This is a genomic window from Streptomyces sp. TAA204, assembly GCF_000424965.1.
In genome coordinates this window covers 169,386-187,817 of record NZ_AUKW01000011.1, presented here as the reverse complement: position 1 = coordinate 187,817, position 18,432 = coordinate 169,386, and the positions used below count along the sequence as shown (strand labels likewise).

The window sequence follows — 18,432 nt, the reverse complement described above, 5'->3', positions numbered from 1 at the left end:
GCAGGTGGACGGGAGCGTGGCCCGTGACGGATCAGGCGGTGCAGCCGGCGGGCGCCGGCGCACCCGGGCAGGGCACCGAAGCCTCCGGCGGGCAGAGGCCGGGCACCGGCTCCGGCGAAGCGGCCCCGGCCGACGAGGGTTTCGTGGGCCGTGAGTGCGAACTGGAGGAGATGCGCGCCGACATGGAGCGCGCGGGGCTCCACACCCTCTCCGGCCGACCCTCCCCGCACAGCCGTGTGCTGCTCGTCGCGGGCAGGGCCGGCTCGGGACGTACGGCGCTGGCCGAGGAGTTCGTGCGCCGGGTGGCGGGCAATTTCCCCGACGGGGTGCTGCGGGCCCGGCTGACCGACCCCGGCGGCGCACCCGTACCGACGGAGCGCACCGTCCGTGACCTGCTCGCCGCCCTCGGGCCCGACCCCGTGCCCGCCGGCGCCGGCGAGGACGAACTGACCGACACACTGCGGGCCGCGCTGGGGCAGCGGCGCGTACTCCTCCTCCTCGACGACGTGGCCGGCTCCGAGCAGTTGCTCGACCTGCTGCCGGACAACCGCGGCACCCTCCTCGTCGCGGTGGCCTCCGGGCCGCTGAGCGGCGTTCCGGACGTACGTCCCTGCACGCTGGGCGGACTCGGCCGGGCCGCTGCCGTCTCCCTCCTGGCCGCGCACGCCGGTGCTCCGCACCGCACCACCGTCGACCCGCGCAGCGCCGAGAAGGTGGCCGAGGCGTGCGGCGACCTGCCCGCCGCGCTGATCATGGTGGGCGGCTGGCTCGCGGCACGGCCCAGGCTCTCCGTCGCCGACGCGGCCGGCCGGCTTCAGGCGCACCCCGGCACCGACCCGCTGGAGCGTGCCTTCCGGCTGGTGGCCGACTCGCTGGCCAGGCAGCCCTCCCGTGTCCTGCGCATGCTGGCACTGGCGCCGGCCGGGCTGGCGGACGCGCACACCGCCTCCTCGCTCTCGGGATGTTCGGTGGGCACCGCCCGCGGCATCCTGGAGGAGTTCCAGCGGCTCGGGCTGCTGCGCACGAGCACGTACGCGCCCGGCTGTTACGAGGTGCCGCCCTGCCTGGACCCGCTGCTGCGCGCCGAACTCGACGAGCACGAGGGCCCCGAGGAGGTGATGCTCGCGCGTGCGCGGATGCTGGAGCGGACCGTGCGGCAGCTCACGGCCTGCCACGCCGTCACCGAACCGGAGGGCTCCGACGCCCGCAGAAGGCTGGCGTTCGTGCCGCGAACCGTCCGCTTCGGCACCGCCGCCGCCGCGTGCGAGTGGCTGAGGGCCCGGCGCCCGTACGTGCTCGCCGCCGCCCGGCTCGCCGTCGCCGAGGGCGAGGGACGGCTGGACGGCCTGGCCCGGCGCCTGGTCTCCGCCCTCGCCCGCGCCTTCGACGCCCACCGCTCGCCGGAGGAGGCCGCGCCCGAGCTGTACCGGCTGCACGAACTCGTACTCGACGTCGCACAGCGCTCGGGCCTCCAGCGGGAGAGGGCCGCCGCGCTGCTCAACCTCGGTGACCTGGACGCCCGTACGGGCCGGCATCCGCGTGCTCTCGCGCGCTACCGCGCCGCCCTCGACGCGGCCCGCGAGGTGAGCCCGCCGCGGCGCTCGGGGGAGAGGGCCGGAGCGGGGCGCGGCGGGCCGGACCACCTCGCGGCCGGGCGGGCGCTGGAGTCCATCGGCGGCACCTACGAGGACCTGGGTGACTGGGAGCGTGCCGCCGACTGGTACGGGCGGGCTCTGCAGCTCCACCAGACCAGGGACGCCCGCGCGGCGGCGGCACGGCTGCACGGGCGTCTGGGCTCCGTGCACTGCCGCGCCGGGTGCTTCGGTGACGCGCTGCGCGAGTGGCGTGCCGCCGCCGCGGCCTTCCGCAGGCTGGGGGACGCGAGGGCCCACGCGCGCGCACTGGGCGAGGTCGCCAGGACCCACGAACTGGCGGGCCGCCCGCAGGAGTCGGTGCGCGCCTTCCGCCAGGCGCGGGAGGCCGCGCGTGCGGCCGCCGACGTGCGGCTGGAGGCAGCGCTGCTGCTGAGGCTGGCCGACGCGTGCGACAGGACCGGCGATGTCCGTGCGGGACGTGGGCACCGCCGTGCGGCCGATGAGCTGCTGAATACTTGTGATGAGCGGGCGTGACGCAGGGTGGACCTGCGAAACCAATAGTCAACAATGAAAAGATTCCTTGTTTGTAAGGCTGGACAGCGCGGCATCCTTCATTAGACTGGCGGAGCCGTGGCCGTCCGGACAACTTCCGGCATGCCTCTTATGTGCTGCCGAAACGGGATGTGTGCCACGGGTGCTTCCGGCGTCCACCGACGTGAAAGCTTCCGAGAATCCCAGAGTCAAGGACCGTGATCGACGTGAAGGTCGGCATCCCCCGCGAGGTCAAGAACAACGAGTTCCGCGTGGCCATCACCCCGGCCGGGGCGCACGAACTCGTACGCAACGGACACCAGGTCACCGTGGAGGCGGGCGCCGGCACGGGCTCCTCCATCCCGGACGAGGAGTACGTCGCCGCCGGAGCCGTGATCCTCGGCACCGCCGACGAGGTGTGGGACACCGCCGACATGGTGCTGAAGGTCAAGGAGCCCGTCGCCGAGGAGTACGGGCGCCTGCGCAAGGACCAGACGCTCTTCACCTACCTCCACCTCGCCGCCTCCCGCGAGTGCACCGACGCCCTGCTGGAGTCGGGGACCACCGCCATCGCCTACGAGACCGTGGAGAGCGCGAACCGCGCGCTGCCGCTGCTCGCCCCGATGTCCGAGGTCGCCGGAAGGATCGCGCCCCAGGTCGGCGCGTACCACCTGATGCGTTCCGCGGGCGGCCGCGGCGTGCTGCCGGGCGGTGTGCCGGGTGTGCAGGCGGGACGTGCGGTCGTCATCGGCGGCGGCGTCTCCGGCTGGAACGCCACGCAGATCGCCACCGGGCTTGGCTTCCACGTCACGCTGCTCGACAAGGACGTCAACAAGCTGCGCGAGGCCGACCGGATCTTCGGCACCAAGGTGCGTACGGTCACCTCCAACGCGTACGAGCTGGAGCGTGCCGTCCTCGACGCGGACCTGGTCGTCGGCGCGGTGCTCATTCCGGGGGCGAAGGCGCCGAAGCTGGTCAGCAACGAGCTGGTGTCCCGCATGAAGCCGGGAAGTGTCCTTGTCGACATCGCGATCGACCAGGGCGGCTGCTTCGAGGACGCGCGTCCGACGACGCACGCGGAGCCGACCTTCAAGGTGCACGACTCGGTCTTCTACTGCGTCGCCAACATGCCCGGCGCGGTGCCCAGTACCTCGACGTACGCGCTCACCAACGCGACGCTGCCCTACATCGTCGAACTGGCCGACCGCGGCTGGCGGGAGGCCCTGCGCCGGGACGTGACGCTGGCCAAGGGGCTCAACGTCCATGACGGTGAGGTCTTTTACGGCCCGGTCGCCGAGGCCCACGGGATGGAGAGCCGCGAACTGGCAACGCTGCTGGGCTGATTCGGCACGCCCGTCAACCGCCCACGTCAATCTCCGCGACGGCGTATCACCGGCCGCTCCCCGTCCGTGAAAGGGGGCGGCCGGTGTGCCGTATGTGCCCGGGCCGGGGGCTCAACTCGCCGTGAACGTAACTCTCTCGACCGTTTTGCGCCGCACCCTGACAGGCGTCGCGGCGCTCATTGCCTCTTGACAGCGGAGTGTTGGCTGCTCGACACATCGTGCCGTCTCCGGCGGATTGTGTTGCTGACTACCGCCGACACGCCATAGAGTCGCCAATCGTCGGCATGGTGTCACGCTGACCTGTCTAGAAGTTTCCTGGTCACCAAGGAGGTAGGACGACTTGTGAATGAGTCGACATTTTCTCCCGGGGGTGGTCGACCAGGAGCACCTGCGCGGGGCCAGGAGTCCTCGGGGCCGGAGGAAGTCGGCTCCGTCGCTGTCCGCACCTTCGCCGCGTACCAGAACGCATCACCGATCCCCACAGCCCACCAGAGCATGGACGGCCGCCAAGTGAACGCCATGGCCGGCAACTCCGCGGGCGATCAGTCCGCCGAACTCGCCGACTACAGTGACCCGCACCGCGTCGCCTACGGCGAGCTGCCCGAAGGGCACTTCTACGATCCGGACGCGGAATACGAACCGGACCCCGAGTACGCGGCCACCCTCGCCCCCGACGCCGCACGGCAGCGCCGCGAGCGCATCGGCCCCACCGGCCGCCCCCTGCCGTACTTCCCGATCCCCGGGCCGGTCAGCGAGCCGGGCCCCGCGAAGATCATCGCGATGTGCAACCAGAAGGGCGGCGTCGGCAAGACGACGTCGGCCATCAACCTGGGCGCGGCGCTCGCGGAGTACGGACGCCGCGTGCTGCTGGTCGACTTCGACCCGCAGGGCGCCCTGTCGGTAGGGCTCGGGGTGAACCCGATGGAGCTCGAACTCACCGTCTACAACCTGCTGATGGAGCGGGGCCTGGCGCACGACGAGGTGCTGCTGAAGACGGCGGTCGCGGGAATGGACCTGCTGCCCAGCAACATCGACCTGTCGGCCGCAGAGGTGCAGCTGGTGAGCGAGGTCGCCCGCGAGTCGACGCTGCAGCGCGCGCTGCAGCCGCTGCTGAGCGACTACGACTTCATCGTCATCGACTGCCAGCCCTCGCTCGGCCTGCTGACGGTGAACGCGCTGACCGCCGCCCACAAGGTCATCGTGCCGCTGGAGTGCGAGTTCTTCGCGCTGCGCGGTGTGGCCCTGCTGACCGAGACGATCGAGAAGGTGCAGGAGCGGCTCAACCCCGAGCTGGAGCTCGACGGCATCCTGGCGACGATGTACGACTCCCGCACCGTGCACAGCCGTGAGGTGCTGGCACGTGTCGTCGAGGCGTTCGACGAGAACGTCTACCACACGGTCATCGGGCGGACCGTGCGCTTCCCCGAGACCACCGTCGCCGGCGAGCCGATCACGACGTACGCCTCCAACTCGGTCGGTGCCGCCGCCTATCGCCAGCTCGCCAGGGAGGTGCTCGCCCGGTGCCACGCCGAGTGAGTCTCCCGGCAGCTGACGAACTGTTCCGTACGACCGGGGGGTCGGCCGTACAGCCCTCCACCCCCGCACAGCAGCACCACAACGGCGAGGAGCCCTCCGGCAAGGAGGCACCCGCCTCGAAGCGGGTACCGGCCCCCGCGGCCGGGCCTGACGGCGAAGGCGGCGCGGAGCCGGCCGCCGAGGCGGCCTCCGGAGGCGCGCGCGAGGCGGCCGGCGAAGGCCCCGGCGACGAGCACAGCGCCGTGGGGGAGGGCGGGGAGTCCGGGTCCGAGGCGGGCGCGTCCGGTCCCGACGGCGGGCCCGCGGGGGAGAGCGGCGCCGAGCACGGCCGCGAACGCGGCGGCACGGACCGGAAGCCGGCCGCTCAGCGTCCCGCCGTGCCGGGCCAGGGAGTTCCGCAGGGGGCGGGCAGGGGCCGCGGCCAGGAAGGCCAGGGCGCAGCCGAGGCGGCATCGCGCTCCGGAAGCCGGCCGGCGCAGGCGACGCCGAAGCCGGGACGTTCCCCCGAGCCCAAGGGCCGCCAGGCGGCGGCCGGTTCACCCCGCCGGGGAGGACGTGGCGCGAACCGCCGTCCGACCGGACGCGAGCGCCATGACGAGAAGATCACGGTGTATGTCTCCGCGGAAGAGCTGATGGACCTGGAGCACGCCCGGCTCGTCCTGCGCGGTGAGCACGGACTGGCCGTGGACAGGGGCCGTATCGTGCGCGAGGCCGTCGCCGTCGTGCTCGCCGACCTGGAGTCCCGCGGCGAGGCGAGCATCCTCGTACGCCGGCTGCGGGGGCGCTGAACCCTCGCGGCCGGCCCGGCCCCGGCGCAGGCGTTCACGGGCGCGGCACGGTGGGCCGGAACCACGGTGAAAGCACGGGCACACGAGTGAACCGGAGCGCCCTGACCGCCCCTGGCCCAGTACGCTGCCGGGCGATGCCCACTCCTGACGACCACGCCGAGGCGACACCTCGCGCCGCCCGCCGCACCCTCGGGCGGGGACCGGGGACATCGCCGGCCCCCGAGGCGGGGCCCCCTGCCGAACCGGGGCTCGCGGCACCGCTCGAACGGGAGGCGTCCGCACGGGAAGAGGCGTCCGGGCCGGAAGAGGCATCCGCTCCGGAAGAGGCCACCGGGCAGGCACCGGCCGCCCCGCCCCCCGCTCCCGCTCCCGCGCCTCCGCCGGTCACACCGGCGCCGCCGCCAGGCGACGGCCAGGGGCCCGCCGGACCGCCGCCGGAACCCCCGGCGGAGCTTCGTCAGACGGCCCCTCAGGAGCCCCGGGGAACGGACGGGACGAACGGGGAGCCCGCGGACGGGCCGGAGGCGGAGCGGGGCGCACAGGCCCTGTCGGAGCCGCCCCAGGACGCCACCGGGGAGGCTCCTCCCGAGACGCCGGAGGAGGACGTACCCGCCGGGGCCCCCGCCGAGCAGCCCGCCGAGCAGTCCGAGGAGCAGCCCGACGACGGGCGTTTCAAGGTCGTCCTCGACAACTTCGAAGGCCCCTTCGACCTTCTGCTGCAGCTGATCTCCAAGCACAAGCTCGATGTCACCGAGGTAGCGCTCTCCCGGGTCACCGACGAGTTCATGGACTACATCCACGCCATGGGCCCGGACTGGGACCTCGACCAGACCACCGAATTCCTCGTCGTCGCGGCCACCCTGCTCGATCTGAAGGCGGCCCGGCTGCTCCCCGCCGCCGAGGTCGAGGACGAGGCCGATCTCGCCCTGCTGGAGGCGCGCGACCTGCTCTTCGCGCGGCTGCTGCAGTACCGCGCGTACAAGGAGATCGCCGGAATCTTCGCGGGGCGCATGGCGGACGAGGACCACCGCCACCCCCGTACGGTCGGGCTGGAACCGCACCACGCGGAGCTGCTGCCCGAAGTGGCCATCAGCATCGGCCCGGAGGGTTTCGCCCGTCTCGCGGTGAAGGCGATGCGGCCCAAACCGAAGCCGCAGGTGTACGTCGAGCACATCCACGCGCCGCTGGTGAGCGTGCGCGAGCAGGCCGAAGTGGTCGTGGCGCGGCTGCGGAAGCTGGGCGAGGTCACCTTCCAGCAGCTGACCGAGGACGCGCCGGACACCCTGACCGTCGTCGCGCGCTTCCTCGCCCTCCTGGAGCTCTACCGCGAACGTGCCGTCTCCCTCGACCAGGAGGAGGCGCTGGGTTCGCTGACGGTCCGCTGGAGCGGCGAGGAGGGCCGTCAGCCGCTGGTGACCGACGAGTTCGACCAGGAACCGCAGCCCCCGCAGCAGGAACCGCAGCCCCCGCAGCAGGAAGAGCGGGCGGAGCCGGACGCGGCGGGGACGCGGCATCCGGAGCCCGGGAAGGAGATCGAGGCATGAGCGAGGACACCTACGAGATCCAGGAGGCGCAGCCGGCCGGCGGTGTCCCCGGTCCGGAAGCGGAGGCGGATGCGGAGGCCGACGACGGCGGTGTCCGTGAACTGGAGCTCAAGCCGGCCCTGGAGGCCGTGCTGATGGTCGTGGACGAACCGGCCACCGCCGAGCACCTGGCGAAGGTCCTCGGCCGGCGCAGCCGCGAGATCAGCGACGCGCTGCGTGAACTGGCCGACGAGTACGACCGGCAGCACCGCGGCTTCGAACTGCGTCTGGTGGCGGAGGGCTGGCGCTTCTACACACGGGCCGAATACGCCGAGGCCGTCGAGTCGTTCGTGCTCGACGGGCAGCAGGCCCGGCTCACACAGGCCGCGCTGGAGACGCTGGCCGTGGTCGCCTACCGCCAGCCCGTGAGCCGTTCCCGGGTCTCGGCCGTCCGCGGGGTCAACTGCGACGGCGTGATGCGTACGCTGCTGCAGCGCGGGCTGGTGGAGGAGGCGGGCGCGGAACCCGAGACAGGTGCGATCCTGTACAGGACGACGCACTACTTCCTGGAGCGGCTGGGCCTGCGCGGCCTCGACGAACTTCCGGAGCTGGCGCCCTTCCTCCCCGAGGCGGAGGCGGTCGAGGGGGATTCCCAGGAAGGGATGCCGTCGTTCGACGTAGACGACAGCGGCGATGAAGTCCCCGACAGAACGCAGACGGAAACTTGATGCGAAGCAGCGGCAGCAACACTGGCGGCAACCGTAGGAACAGGGGCGGCACCGGAAAGCCGTCGCCTCGCGCGGCCGGAGGGGGCGGGGGAGCGCAGAAGGGCGCGGGCCGTCCGCGGCCGGAGGAGCGCCGTTACGGCAAGGGCGACGACCGGCCCACGGGCGGTGGCGGCAAGGCGGGAGCCCGTAAGGACGGGCGCGGACAGAAGTCCGCAGCGGGCGGCCCGAAGGGCGCCGCGAAGAAGCCGTCCGCGGGCGGCCCCCGCAGCGCGGCGGCGAAGAAGGCCGCCGCGGGCAAGTCCGGCGCGAAGGGCGGCACCACGAAGGGCGGCACCACGAAGGGCGGCACCACGAAGGGCGGCACCACGAAGGGCGCCGCCGCGAGGAGCGTCGCCGCGAAGAGTGCCGCCAAGACCGGCCCCAGGAAGGTCACCAAGAGCGGAGCCCCCAAGGCCCGTGCCCGCAACGCGTCCGCGCCCGCCCGTCCCCGCGAGTACGAGGCGCAGATCGAGGAGCGCAACCGCGCCCGTCACAGCAGGCCCGCGCTCAAGCTGCCCAAGACCTTCGGCGGGCAGGAGGGCGAGCGGCTGCAGAAGGTGCTGGCACGTGCGGGCATGGGCTCGCGCCGTGCCTGTGAGGAGCTCATCGAGCGGGCGCGGGTCGAGGTCAACGGCAGCATCGTCGTCGAGCAGGGCGTCCGCGTGGACCCCGACAAGGACGAGATCAAGGTCGACGGCCTGACCATCGCGTCCCAGTCGCACGTCTTCTTCGCGCTCAACAAGCCCGCGGGCGTCGTCGCCTCGATGGAGGACCCCGACGGGCGCCAGTGCCTGGGCGACTACGTCCAGAACCGGGAGACCCGCCTCTTCCACGTCGGCCGCCTCGACACCGAGACCGAGGGCCTGATCCTGCTCACCAACCACGGTGAGCTGGCACACCGCCTCACCCACCCCCGCTACGGAGTGAAGAAGACCTACCTCGCCGCCATCCAGGGCCCCATCCCGCGCGACCTGGGCAAGCGCCTCAAGGACGGCATCAGGCTCGACGACGGCTATGCCCGCGCCGACCACTTCAAGGTCGTGGAGAACACCGGGAAGAACTACCTCGTGGAGGTCACCCTGCACGAGGGCCGCAAGCACATCGTGCGGCGCATGCTCGCCGAGGCGGGTTTCCCGGTCGAGAGGCTGGTGCGCACCCGTTTCGGTCCGATCGCCCTGGGCGACCAGAAGTCGGGCTGGCTGCGCAGGATGACGAACACGGAGATCGGCATGCTGATGGACGAGGTCGGCCTCTGAGGAGCCCGTGAGGGAGCGTGCGCGGGCGGGCCGCGAGGACTCCCGCGTCCGGCCGCCGCCCGCTCTCCCCGCCGCTGCGCCCGCCGCCCCGCCGGCGCGGCGTCTCAGTGTGCGGTCCGCCCCGCGCGCGTGCGGCGGGCGGACCTACGCTGGGGAGGGCAGAAGGCACAGCGCACAGGGAGCGGGGCAGGCACGTGGCGGTACGAGCGGTGCGGGGCGCCGTCCAGCTGGACCGGGACGAGGCCGGCCATATGCACGAGCGGGTGTCGCAGCTGATGACCAGCGTCCTGGAGCGCAACCATCTGCGCGCCGAGGACCTCATCAGCGTCTGGTTCACGGCAACCCCAGACCTGCACAGCGAGTTCCCGGCCGCCGCCGCCCGTAAGCTCGGCATCGTGGACGTTCCGCTGATTTGCGCCCAGGAACTCGACGTCGCTGGCGCCATGCCCCGCGTGGTGCGGGTGCTGGCGCATTTCGAGTCGGAGCTGCCGAAGTCCGGGATCAATCACGTGTATCTCGGTGCCGCCGCCGCACTCCGCAAGGACATCGCCCAGTAATGCGTACAGCCCTCGTCATCGGTACGGGACTCATCGGTACCTCCGCGGCGCTCGCCCTCGTCGGACGGGGCGTGCGGGTGCACCTGACCGACCGCGACCCCGAGCGCGTCCGTACGGCGACGGCACTCGGGGCCGGCACGGACAGCGAACCGGAGGGCCCCGTCGACCTCGCCGTCGCGGCCGTGCCGCCCGCCCACGTGGCACACGTCGTCGCCGACGTGCAGCGCCGCGGCCTGGCGCGCGGCTGCCTGGACGTCGCCAGCGTCAAGGGCGGACCCCGCCGGGATCTGCGGGAACTGGGCGGCGACCCGGTCACCTACGTGGGCAGCCATCCGATGTCGGGACGCGAGCAGAACGGCCCGCTGGCCGCCACCGCCGACCTCTTCGAAGGCCGGCCCTGGGTGCTCACGCCCACGAGCGAGACCGACACCGAGGTGCTCAATCTCGCCCTGGAACTGATCGCGCTGTGCGGCGCCGTCCCCGTGGTGATGGACGCCGACGCGCACGACCGCGCCGTCGCTCTCGTCTCGCACACGCCGCAGCTCCTGTCCAGCCTGATCGCGGCCCGGCTGGAGTCCGCCGACGAGACGGCCGTACGCCTGTGCGGGCAGGGCATCCGTGACGTGACACGTATCGCCGCCTCCGATCCCGCGATGTGGGTCGACATCCTCTCCGCCAACCCCGGTCCTGTCGCGAACATCCTGGCCGACGTCGCTGTCGACCTGGACGAGGCCGTACGGGCGCTGCGTGCCCTCGACTCGGCGGACGAGGACAAGCGCGGCGACGGTGTCGTGGGCATCGAGGACGTCCTGCGCCGCGGGAACTCCGGCCGGGAGAGGGTCCCGGGCAAGCACGGCCAGGCCCCGGCGGCCTACCGCACCGTCGTCGTGCTCATCAGTGACCGCCCCGGCGAACTGGCACGGATCTTCGCCGACGCGGGCTCCGCCGGCGTCAACATCGAGGACGTGCGCATCGAGCACGCCACGGGCCGGCAGGCCGGACATGTGCAGCTGATGGTCGACCCGGGCGCGGCCGCGCTTCTCGAGGAGGCGCTGCGCGACCGGGGATGGGCGATCCGACGGCAGTGAGCCCGCTGACCGGCGGCGGAGTGCCCCGTGCGTCGGCACGGACACGGCCCGCGGACCGGCGGGCCGTACGAGGCCCGCGGCGGGGGCGTACGGCAGACCGCGAACGACGCGGGGGCCCGCCCGGAGGGGCCGGTGAAGGCGCGGTGACAGTACGAGGGCGGCAGGCGGAGGCGGTCCCGTCAGCCGGTAGCCTGGTGCCGGGGCCATTCGGCCCACACCTGCCATGCCCCGTGTCCGAGAAAGGTCCCACACAGCGTGTCTGCAGTGATTGTCGCCATCGACGGCCCCTCCGGCACGGGCAAGTCCAGCACCTCCAAGGCCGTCGCGGCCGCGCTGCGGCTCAACTACCTCGACACCGGTGCCCAGTACAGAGCGATCACCTGGTGGATGCTGAGCAACGGTGTGCCCGTGGACGACGCTGAAGCGGTGGCGGCGGCCTGCGCCGAGCCCGTCATCGTCTCCGGCACCGACCCGGCCGCCCCCGCCATCACCGTCGACGGTGCGGACGCCTCCGGCCCGATCCGTGGCCCGGAGGTCACCGCCGCGGTCAGCGCCGTCAGCGCCGTCCCCGAGGTACGCAGCCGGATCACCGCGCTGCAGCGCTCCATCGCGGCGGAGGCCGCCGGCGGCATCGTGGTGGAGGGCCGGGACATCGGCACCACCGTGCTGCCCGACGCCGACCTGAAGGTCTTCCTCACCGCCTCGCCCGAGGCCCGCGCCTCCCGCCGCAGCGGGGAGCTGAAGGGCAAGGACGCCACGGACCTGTCCGCCACGCGTGAGGCGCTGATCAAGCGGGACGCCGCCGACTCCGGCCGCAAGACGTCCCCGCTGAAGAAGGCTGACGACGCGGTGGAGGTCGACACCACCGAACTCACCCTGGAACAGGTCGTGGAGTGCGTGGTCACCCTCGTCGAGGCTGCCTCCGCCGAGAAGAACCGGCAGGACGCCCAGGAGGGGCCCACGAGCGAGAAGGCGGGGCAGATCTCCAAGTGACTTCGACCGGCTCCGTGCCCGGCGAGCGGGGGGCCGCGGCGGGGCGGCGGATCGGCGTGGGGCTGATGCACGGCCTGTGGCGTCCCCGGGTGCTCGGTGCCTGGCGGGTTCCGGCGAGCGGACCGGCCATCCTCGCTGTCAACCACTCCCACATCGTCGACGGCCCGATGCTGATGGGCACCGCACCGCGTCCCGTGCACTTCCTCATCAAGCAGGAGGCCTTCGTCGGGCCGCTCGCCCCGTTCCTGCGCGGGATCGGGCAGATCGGCGTGGACCGCAGCACCGCCGACAGGGCCGCCGTCGTCGGCGCGCTGGGGGTCCTGGAGCGCGGGGGAGTGCTCGGGATATTCCCCGAAGGCACGCGCGGAGAGGGCGACTTCGCCTCGCTGCGCTCCGGGCTGGCCTATTTCGCACTGCGATCGGGTGCGCCCGTCGTCCCGGTGGCCGTGCTGGGCGGCGGCGAGACCTCGGGCAGGCTCGCCAAAGCGCTCCCCGCGCTGCGCAGCCGTATCGATGTGGTCTTCGGAGACCCGTTCGAGGCGGGTGACGGCAGCGGGCGGCGTACGCGCGCGGCGCTGGACGGGGCGACCCTGCGCATCCAGGCCAGGCTCACGGAACACCTGGCGGCAGCACGGCGGTGCACGTCACGCTGACCGCCCCGCTCCCGCCGCGGGAGCACCTCGGCAGCCGCCCTCCGGCGCCCTGCCGGACACGCAGCAGCGAGCCGTACGGAGACAGGACCTCCGGGCGGCAGCAGACCACCTGAACACCCCACGACGAGGACGGCACGGCATGAACGACCAGAACCAGGACGGCGGCGGGCACCAGCCCGCGAACGGCGAGCACCGTGAGCACGGTGAGCTCGGCGACGCCGAGTTCGCCCAGTTCATGGAGCTCGCCGAGGAGGAGGGCTTCGACGCCGACGTTGTCGAGGGCGCCCTGGAGGAGGCCGCACACGGTCCGCTCCCCGTGCTCGCCGTCATCGGCCGTCCGAACGTCGGCAAGTCGACTCTTGTCAACCGCATCCTCGGCCGCCGGGAAGCCGTCGTCGAGGACCGCCCCGGAGTGACCCGCGACCGGGTCACCTATGAGGCGGAGTGGGCCGGGCGGCGCTTCAAGGTCGTCGACACCGGCGGCTGGGAGCAGGACGTGCTCGGCATGGAGGCATCCGTCGCCGCGCAGGCGGAGTTCGCGGTCGAGGCGGCGGACGCCGTCGTCTTCGTCGTGGACGCCCAGGTCGGAGCCACCGACACCGACGAGGCCGTGGTGCGCATGCTGCGCAAGGCGGGCAAACCGGTGGTGCTCTGCGCCAACAAGGTCGACGGTCCCACGGGCGAGGCCGACGCGGCCTACCTGTGGGGCCTGGGCCTGGGTGAACCGCACCCCGTCTCGGCGCTCCACGGGCGCGGTACGGGCGACCTGCTCGACGTCGTGCTGGAAGCGCTGCCCGAGGCGCCTCAGCAGACTTTCGGCGCGGGCATCGGAGGAGGCCCGAGGAGGGTCGCGCTCATCGGCCGTCCCAACGTCGGCAAGTCCTCGCTGCTGAACAAGGTCGCCAAGGAGGACCGCGTCGTCGTCAACGAGACCGCGGGCACCACCCGCGATCCCGTCGACGAACTGATCGAACTCGCGGGCAAGACCTGGATGTTCGTGGACACCGCCGGCATCCGGCGACGCGTCCACCTCCAGGAGGGCGCCGACTACTACGCCTCGCTGCGCACCGCCGCTGCCCTGGAGAAGGCCGAGGTCGCGGTCGTGCTGATCGACGTGACCGAATCGATCAGCGTCCAGGACCTGCGCATCATCACCATGGCGGTGGAGGCCGGGCGGGCGATCGTCGTCGCCTACAACAAGTGGGACAGCATGGACGAGGAGCGCCGCTTCTATCTGGAGCGGGAGATCGAGAGGGATCTCGTCCAGGTCCGCTGGGCGCCGCGCGTGAACATCTCGGCCCGCACCGGACGGCACATGGAGAAGCTCGTACCGGCCATCGAGTCCGCCCTGGGGGGCTGGGAGACGCGGGTGCCGACGGGGAAGCTGAACGCCTTCCTCGGCGAGATCGTCGCCGCCAACCCGCACCCGGTGCGCGGCGGGAAGCAGCCCCGCGTCCTCTTCGGCACCCAGGCGGGGACCCGGCCGCCGCGGTTCGTGCTCTTCGCCTCCGGCTTCCTGGAGGCGGGCTACCGCCGCTTCATCGAGCGGCGGCTGCGCGAGGAGTTCGGCTTCGAGGGGACGCCGATCCACATCTCCGTACGGGTGCGGGAGAAGCGCGGCAAGAAGAAGTAGGAGCCCGCGGCGCCGGGACGGGCCACCCCGGTGCCGCGGGACGTTCTCGCCCGGCGGCCGCCGGGGCTCTGCCGTCAGTGCCCGTACGAGCCGGGGGCGTTCGCGTTCCCGTTCCCGTCGCGTGAACCGGGCGGAAGCGCGGCGGGCCGCTGCGCGCCTGACTGCGGGAGCGCCTCATGAGGCCACTCGCCGCCTCGCCGGCTGTCGCCCCACTGGCCGGTGCCGTGCACGGTGCCGAAGCCCTCGAACCTCAGCTCCTCCTCACCCGTACGGTCTCCGGGAAGCGTACGGAAGAGACGGCCCCACTCCGCGAAGAGCGCGTCGTAGATGGGCGTCGCTGAGCCCCCGGAGGCGGACGTCTCGTGGCTGAGCCGCATACCGGGGATGCCGTGGATACGGCCCTGGTCGCGGTACGGGTGGTGGGCGCGGGAAGGTTCGTAAGGCTGCACGTCTGGCCAACGACCGCGCCGCCCGGCGGATGCGGGCGGCGCGGCGAATGACCTGTTCGCAGGGGTGGGCGGCCGGGAGCAGCAGGTGCACGGAAGCGGCACCGGACCGGTTCAGGAGCCGGCGAGCGGCATGGCGGCCGCGACCAGCACCCCTTGTGCGGCGGCCTGTACGAGTGCCTCACGCAGCAGGTCCTCGCGGGGCTGCTGGCCGATGGAGCCGGCCGGGGCGGCGTAGACGAGCACCGTGTTGCTGGTGTTGGCGCTGTTGCGCCACCCGTCGGTGACCGGCAGCGCCTGGTGCGCCTGCCACCAGGCCGTGGGCTGCATGGTGCCGTTCGCCGGAGGCTGCAGGATGGCGTGCAGCTGTCCCATGGCGACCAGTACGGACCAGCCGGGGACCGCGGCGGGCGGCTGCGTGAGCCCGGTGACCGGCTGGAAGCCCTGCTCGACGAGGAGGGGGAGGAACTCGTCGACGGCGCCGTTCGATCCAGGACGGGCGATGGGCGCCGTGGGTTCCACGACGACCGCGGCGTGCAGCGTGTCCTCGATGAGGACCTGCCCGCAGGTGACCCCCAGAACGGCCCGCTCACGGGCGCCGCCCGGACCGGCCCCCTCCGGGTACGCGGCGGCCGGCGCGTCCTGGTACGCGTCCGGGCGCGCGGCGGCGGGTGCGGCGGCGGGTGCCGCCCGGGCCCCGGCGCCGGACGGAGGTCCCGCCGGGTAGGCGGGCGCGGGCGCGGCCGCCCCGTCTGCGGCGGTCGCCGCCGCGGCCGTGCCCGGACCCGCCTCGGCCGTGATCGTACGGACGGCTCCCTGCACCTGCTCCTCCGTCACTCTGACGACCTGGGAGGGGATGCAGGTGGCGTGGGCGAAGGCGAGCACCGCCGTCTCGTCGCCGACGAAGAGGACGGTGCTGGTGGGCATGTGACCGGTGTCGCCGGGAGTGCGGCACGAGGTGCAGTCGTAGCTGCCCGGGGCGTTCTCGCCGGCGAGCAGCCTGTTGGCTTCTTGGTCGCCGATCTCGGCGCGTACGTCGTCGCTGACATCGAGCATGGGGGACACGGGGGCTCCGCTCCTGGCGTTCGGTTCTGTCCGTATGAACAACGGGAGATGCCAGGTCCCGGTCACGCGTGAGCGGTGGCGGAATCCGGACGGGGCGGCCGTGGCCGGGACCGTGAGCGTGCTCCAACGATGTGGAGAGCAGTTCGGTTCCAGGATTCCGCTCACGATGTCAGAACTCTTGTGGAACAACTCCGTGATGACGCCCAACCATCACCTTCCGAACCCGGTCTAGACAAGCACAGGCGGACAGCAGGGGACTGAACGCGACGAAAACGTGGGGGTCGGAGCAAATGCACATCGCGTTTCTGCTCAACAGCGGGTACGGCATGGGGGGAACCATTCGGACCACGTACAACCTGGCGCGCACGCTCGCCGAACACCACGACGTGGAGGTCGTGTCGGTGTTCCGGTACCGGGACAGACCGTTCTTCGACCCGGGCCCCGGCGTGAGCCTGCGTTCGCTGGTCGACATGCGGCGGCACAGCCCCGGATACGAGGGCGACCACCCCGAACACGCCCTGCCGGCGGCCGTCTTCCCGGCCAGCGACGGCCGCCACCCGCAGTACAGCGCGCTGACGGACCGCCGTATCGGCGAGTATCTGGCCACCACGCGGGCCGATGTCGTCATCGGGACCCGCCCCGGCCTCAACGCGCACATCGCGCGCCAGACACGTCGCGGGCCTGCCCGCCTGGGGCAGGAACACCTCACTCTGGCCACGCACTCGGCGCGTCTGAAGCTCATGCTGCGCGACACCTATCCGCGGCTGGACGCCGTGACCACCGTCACCGAGGCGGACGCGCGCGACTACCGCCGCATCCTGCGGCTGCCCGGCGTGCGCGTGGAGGCGCTTCCCAACAGCGTGCCCGCGCCTGACGTCGTCCCGGCCGACGGGAGCGGCAAGTGGGTCGTCGCGGCCGGGCGGCTGGCGCCCGCCAAGCGCTACGACGTGCTGATACGCGCCTTCGCCCGCGCCGCGGCCGAACGGCCCGACTGGGGCCTGCGGATCTACGGCAGCGGACGCGAGCGCGACAAGCTGCGCTCGCTCATCGACCGGCTCGGCCTCTACAACCATGTCTTCCTCATGGGCCCCGCCCACCCCATCGAGGCCGAGTGGGCCAAGGGAGCCATAGGGGCGGTCACTTCGAGCCTGGAGTCCTTCGGCATGACCATCGTCGAGGCGATGCGCTGCGGGCTGCCGGTGGTCGCCACCGACTGTCCGCACGGCCCCGGCGAGATCATCCGCGACGGCGTCGACGGACTGCTGGCACCGACGGGTGACGTGCCGGCCGTCTCCGGCGCGCTGCTGCGCCTGATGAACGACGACGCGCTGCGGCAGCGGATGAGGCAGGCGGCGCTCGTCTCGTCCGCCCGGTTCGACCCGGCGCGGGTGGGCGCCCGCTACGAGGAGTTGCTGACCGGTCTGGTCAACCGCCGCGGCGGCGGCCTGCACCGGGCGCGCGCCGCGATGCTCGGCGGCGCGTACGCGGCCAAGGACGCGCTGGTGGGCAAGGAATTCGCACTGCAGGGAGGAGTGGCATGACCACACGAGGCACCGGCACACTGAGAGCGACGGGGAGCGCCGCGCACGCGGGCCCGCGTGCCGCACCCCCCGCGAGCCCCGGGGCAACGGGGCTGTCCCGCTCCGCCCTTCCCCGTCCCCCGCACGGGGCCGCGGGTGGTGAGGGGACGCGCGGGCCGCGCGCCGACTGCACGGCCGACAGCGCCGGGGGGCTCACTTTCGACGTCCGGCCGGGCGACGCCCCGGCCGGGCGTGACGGGACGGCGGTGACGGGCGGCGGCGCCGGCAACGCCGCGCTGCTGCTGCGCCGCCGCGGCGGGGGCGAAGGGCCGGCGGACGAGGTCCGGCTGCCGCTCGGCCCTGCCGGGACGGACGGCACGCTGCGCGCCGTGCTGCCCAGCATCATGACCTTGCCGGAAGGGCGCTGGGACGCCTATCTCGCGCCGGCGGAGGCGGAGCCGCGGCGCCTGCTGCCCGGCGTCAACGATCTGCGCTCCCTCATCGACCGCGTCCCGCGCCGGGGGCGGACATGGCTGGGGGTGCGCATCCCCTACGCCACCAAGTACGGCAACCTCACTGTGCGTTCGTGGTTGCGCTGGCCGCATGCCGAGGCCGGGCGGCTGCGTGTGACGGACTGCCGCATGCTGCTGCGCGGCAGGCTCTACGGAGCGCGGCTCAGCAGTACGGCACGGCTGGAGGCGCACGCCCGGGGCGCGGCCGCCACACCGGTCGCCGTGCGTGTGAGCCGGGCGTGCGAGGTGTCCGGGGCGTGGGACGCCTCAGGCGCACTCGACGCGGCCGGTGCGTACGCAGGCGGGGACGGTGCCCGGAGCCGTCTCCAAAATGGTGACCCGGCCTCGGAGTTCGCCGCCGAACTCTCCCTCGCCGACCTGCCGCCCGCGCATCAGGTGTGGGACCTGTGGCTGCGCCCCGGTGAGGGCGCTGAGCCGGTCCGTCTGGCCCGCATCCTCGACGACGTGCCGGACAAGAAGGACATCTTCAGCTACCCGCCGCAGCGCGTCGCCGACGCCGCAGGTGAACGTGCCGTCAGGCCGTACTACACGCTCGACAACGACCTCTCCGTGCGGGTGAGTTGTGCGGAGGCGGTGTAGAAGCGCGGCAACGGGCAACTCGGCGC

The 18,432-nt window shown here is 72.9% G+C and carries 16 protein-coding genes; 14 read left to right on the top strand and 2 right to left on the bottom strand.

The window, feature by feature from the left end; genetic code table 11:
- The first annotated feature begins 23 nt into the window (after positions 1-23).
- From H343_RS0118605 to der, 12 genes are all read left to right on the top strand, one after another.
- Entirely contained in the window at positions 24-2,129 is a 2,106-nt protein-coding gene (locus H343_RS0118605) for a tetratricopeptide repeat protein (RefSeq protein WP_028432386.1), read from the top strand.
- Positions 2,130-2,353: 224 nt separating this feature from the next.
- Positions 2,354-3,469: an alanine dehydrogenase gene (gene ald / locus H343_RS0118600; RefSeq protein WP_028432385.1), complete on the top strand. Its 1,116-nt coding sequence runs from the start codon at positions 2,354-2,356 to the stop codon at positions 3,467-3,469.
- A 342-nt stretch (positions 3,470-3,811) separates the two neighbouring features.
- Positions 3,812-5,005: a ParA family protein gene (locus H343_RS0118595; protein ID WP_078505854.1), complete on the top strand. Its 1,194-nt coding sequence runs from the start codon at positions 3,812-3,814 to the stop codon at positions 5,003-5,005.
- Positions 5,002-5,793, top strand: coding sequence for a hypothetical protein (locus H343_RS0118590; protein WP_028432383.1), 792 nt, complete (start codon positions 5,002-5,004; stop codon positions 5,791-5,793). Before H343_RS0118595 ends, H343_RS0118590 begins: the two co-directional genes overlap by 4 nt.
- Positions 5,794-5,927: 134 nt before the next feature.
- Positions 5,928-7,337, top strand: a complete 1,410-nt coding sequence (locus tag H343_RS0118585; RefSeq protein WP_028432382.1) for a segregation/condensation protein A — start codon at positions 5,928-5,930, stop codon at positions 7,335-7,337.
- Positions 7,334-8,044 carry an SMC-Scp complex subunit ScpB gene (scpB, locus tag H343_RS0118580; protein WP_028432381.1) on the top strand — a complete coding sequence of 237 codons (711 nt, stop codon included), beginning with the start codon at positions 7,334-7,336 and terminating at the stop codon, positions 8,042-8,044. The genes H343_RS0118585 and scpB overlap by 4 nt, the downstream gene beginning before the upstream one ends.
- Positions 8,044-9,339, top strand: coding sequence for a pseudouridine synthase (locus H343_RS0118575; protein ID WP_028432380.1), 1,296 nt, complete (start codon positions 8,044-8,046; stop codon positions 9,337-9,339). The genes scpB and H343_RS0118575 overlap by 1 nt, the downstream gene beginning before the upstream one ends.
- 194 nt (positions 9,340-9,533) lie before the next feature.
- Complete coding sequence (gene aroH / locus H343_RS0118570) at positions 9,534-9,896, top strand: chorismate mutase (RefSeq protein ID WP_028432379.1); 363 nt, start codon at positions 9,534-9,536, stop codon at positions 9,894-9,896.
- Entirely contained in the window at positions 9,896-10,984 is a 1,089-nt protein-coding gene (locus H343_RS0118565; protein WP_028432378.1) for a prephenate dehydrogenase, read from the top strand. Before aroH ends, H343_RS0118565 begins: the two co-directional genes overlap by 1 nt.
- 255 nt (positions 10,985-11,239) lie before the next feature.
- Positions 11,240-11,977, top strand: coding sequence for a (d)CMP kinase (cmk, locus tag H343_RS0118560; protein WP_486586949.1), 738 nt, complete (start codon positions 11,240-11,242; stop codon positions 11,975-11,977).
- A complete protein-coding gene (locus H343_RS0118555) occupies positions 11,974-12,630 on the top strand; it encodes a lysophospholipid acyltransferase family protein (protein WP_028432376.1) in 657 nt (218 codons plus the stop codon). Before cmk ends, H343_RS0118555 begins: the two co-directional genes overlap by 4 nt.
- Before the next feature lie 139 nt (positions 12,631-12,769).
- Complete coding sequence (gene der, locus H343_RS0118550) at positions 12,770-14,263, top strand: ribosome biogenesis GTPase Der (protein ID WP_028432375.1); 1,494 nt, start codon at positions 12,770-12,772, stop codon at positions 14,261-14,263.
- Positions 14,264-14,337: 74 nt separating this feature from the next.
- Here the strand turns inward: der and H343_RS31450 are convergent, their stop codons facing one another.
- Together H343_RS31450 and H343_RS0118540 are read right to left on the bottom strand one after the other, a co-directional pair.
- Positions 14,338-14,712 (bottom strand): hypothetical protein, encoded by a 375-nt coding sequence (locus H343_RS31450; RefSeq protein ID WP_486586948.1) that lies wholly within the window; start codon positions 14,710-14,712, stop codon positions 14,338-14,340.
- 111 nt (positions 14,713-14,823) lie between these two features.
- Complete coding sequence (locus tag H343_RS0118540; RefSeq protein ID WP_106958882.1) at positions 14,824-15,774, bottom strand: hypothetical protein; 951 nt, start codon at positions 15,772-15,774, stop codon at positions 14,824-14,826.
- Positions 15,775-16,064: 290 nt separating this feature from the next.
- Between H343_RS0118540 and H343_RS0118535 the strand changes: the two genes are divergently transcribed.
- Both H343_RS0118535 and H343_RS31445 read left to right on the top strand, forming a co-directional pair.
- Positions 16,065-17,315, top strand: coding sequence for a glycosyltransferase family 4 protein (locus H343_RS0118535; RefSeq protein WP_028432372.1), 1,251 nt, complete (start codon positions 16,065-16,067; stop codon positions 17,313-17,315).
- The gene (locus H343_RS31445; RefSeq protein ID WP_199778948.1) at positions 17,312-18,406 is read left to right on the top strand and encodes a hypothetical protein; all 1,095 of its coding nucleotides are present in this window, start codon (positions 17,312-17,314) and stop codon (positions 18,404-18,406) included. Before H343_RS0118535 ends, H343_RS31445 begins: the two co-directional genes overlap by 4 nt.
- Positions 18,407-18,432: the final 26 nt, after the last annotated feature.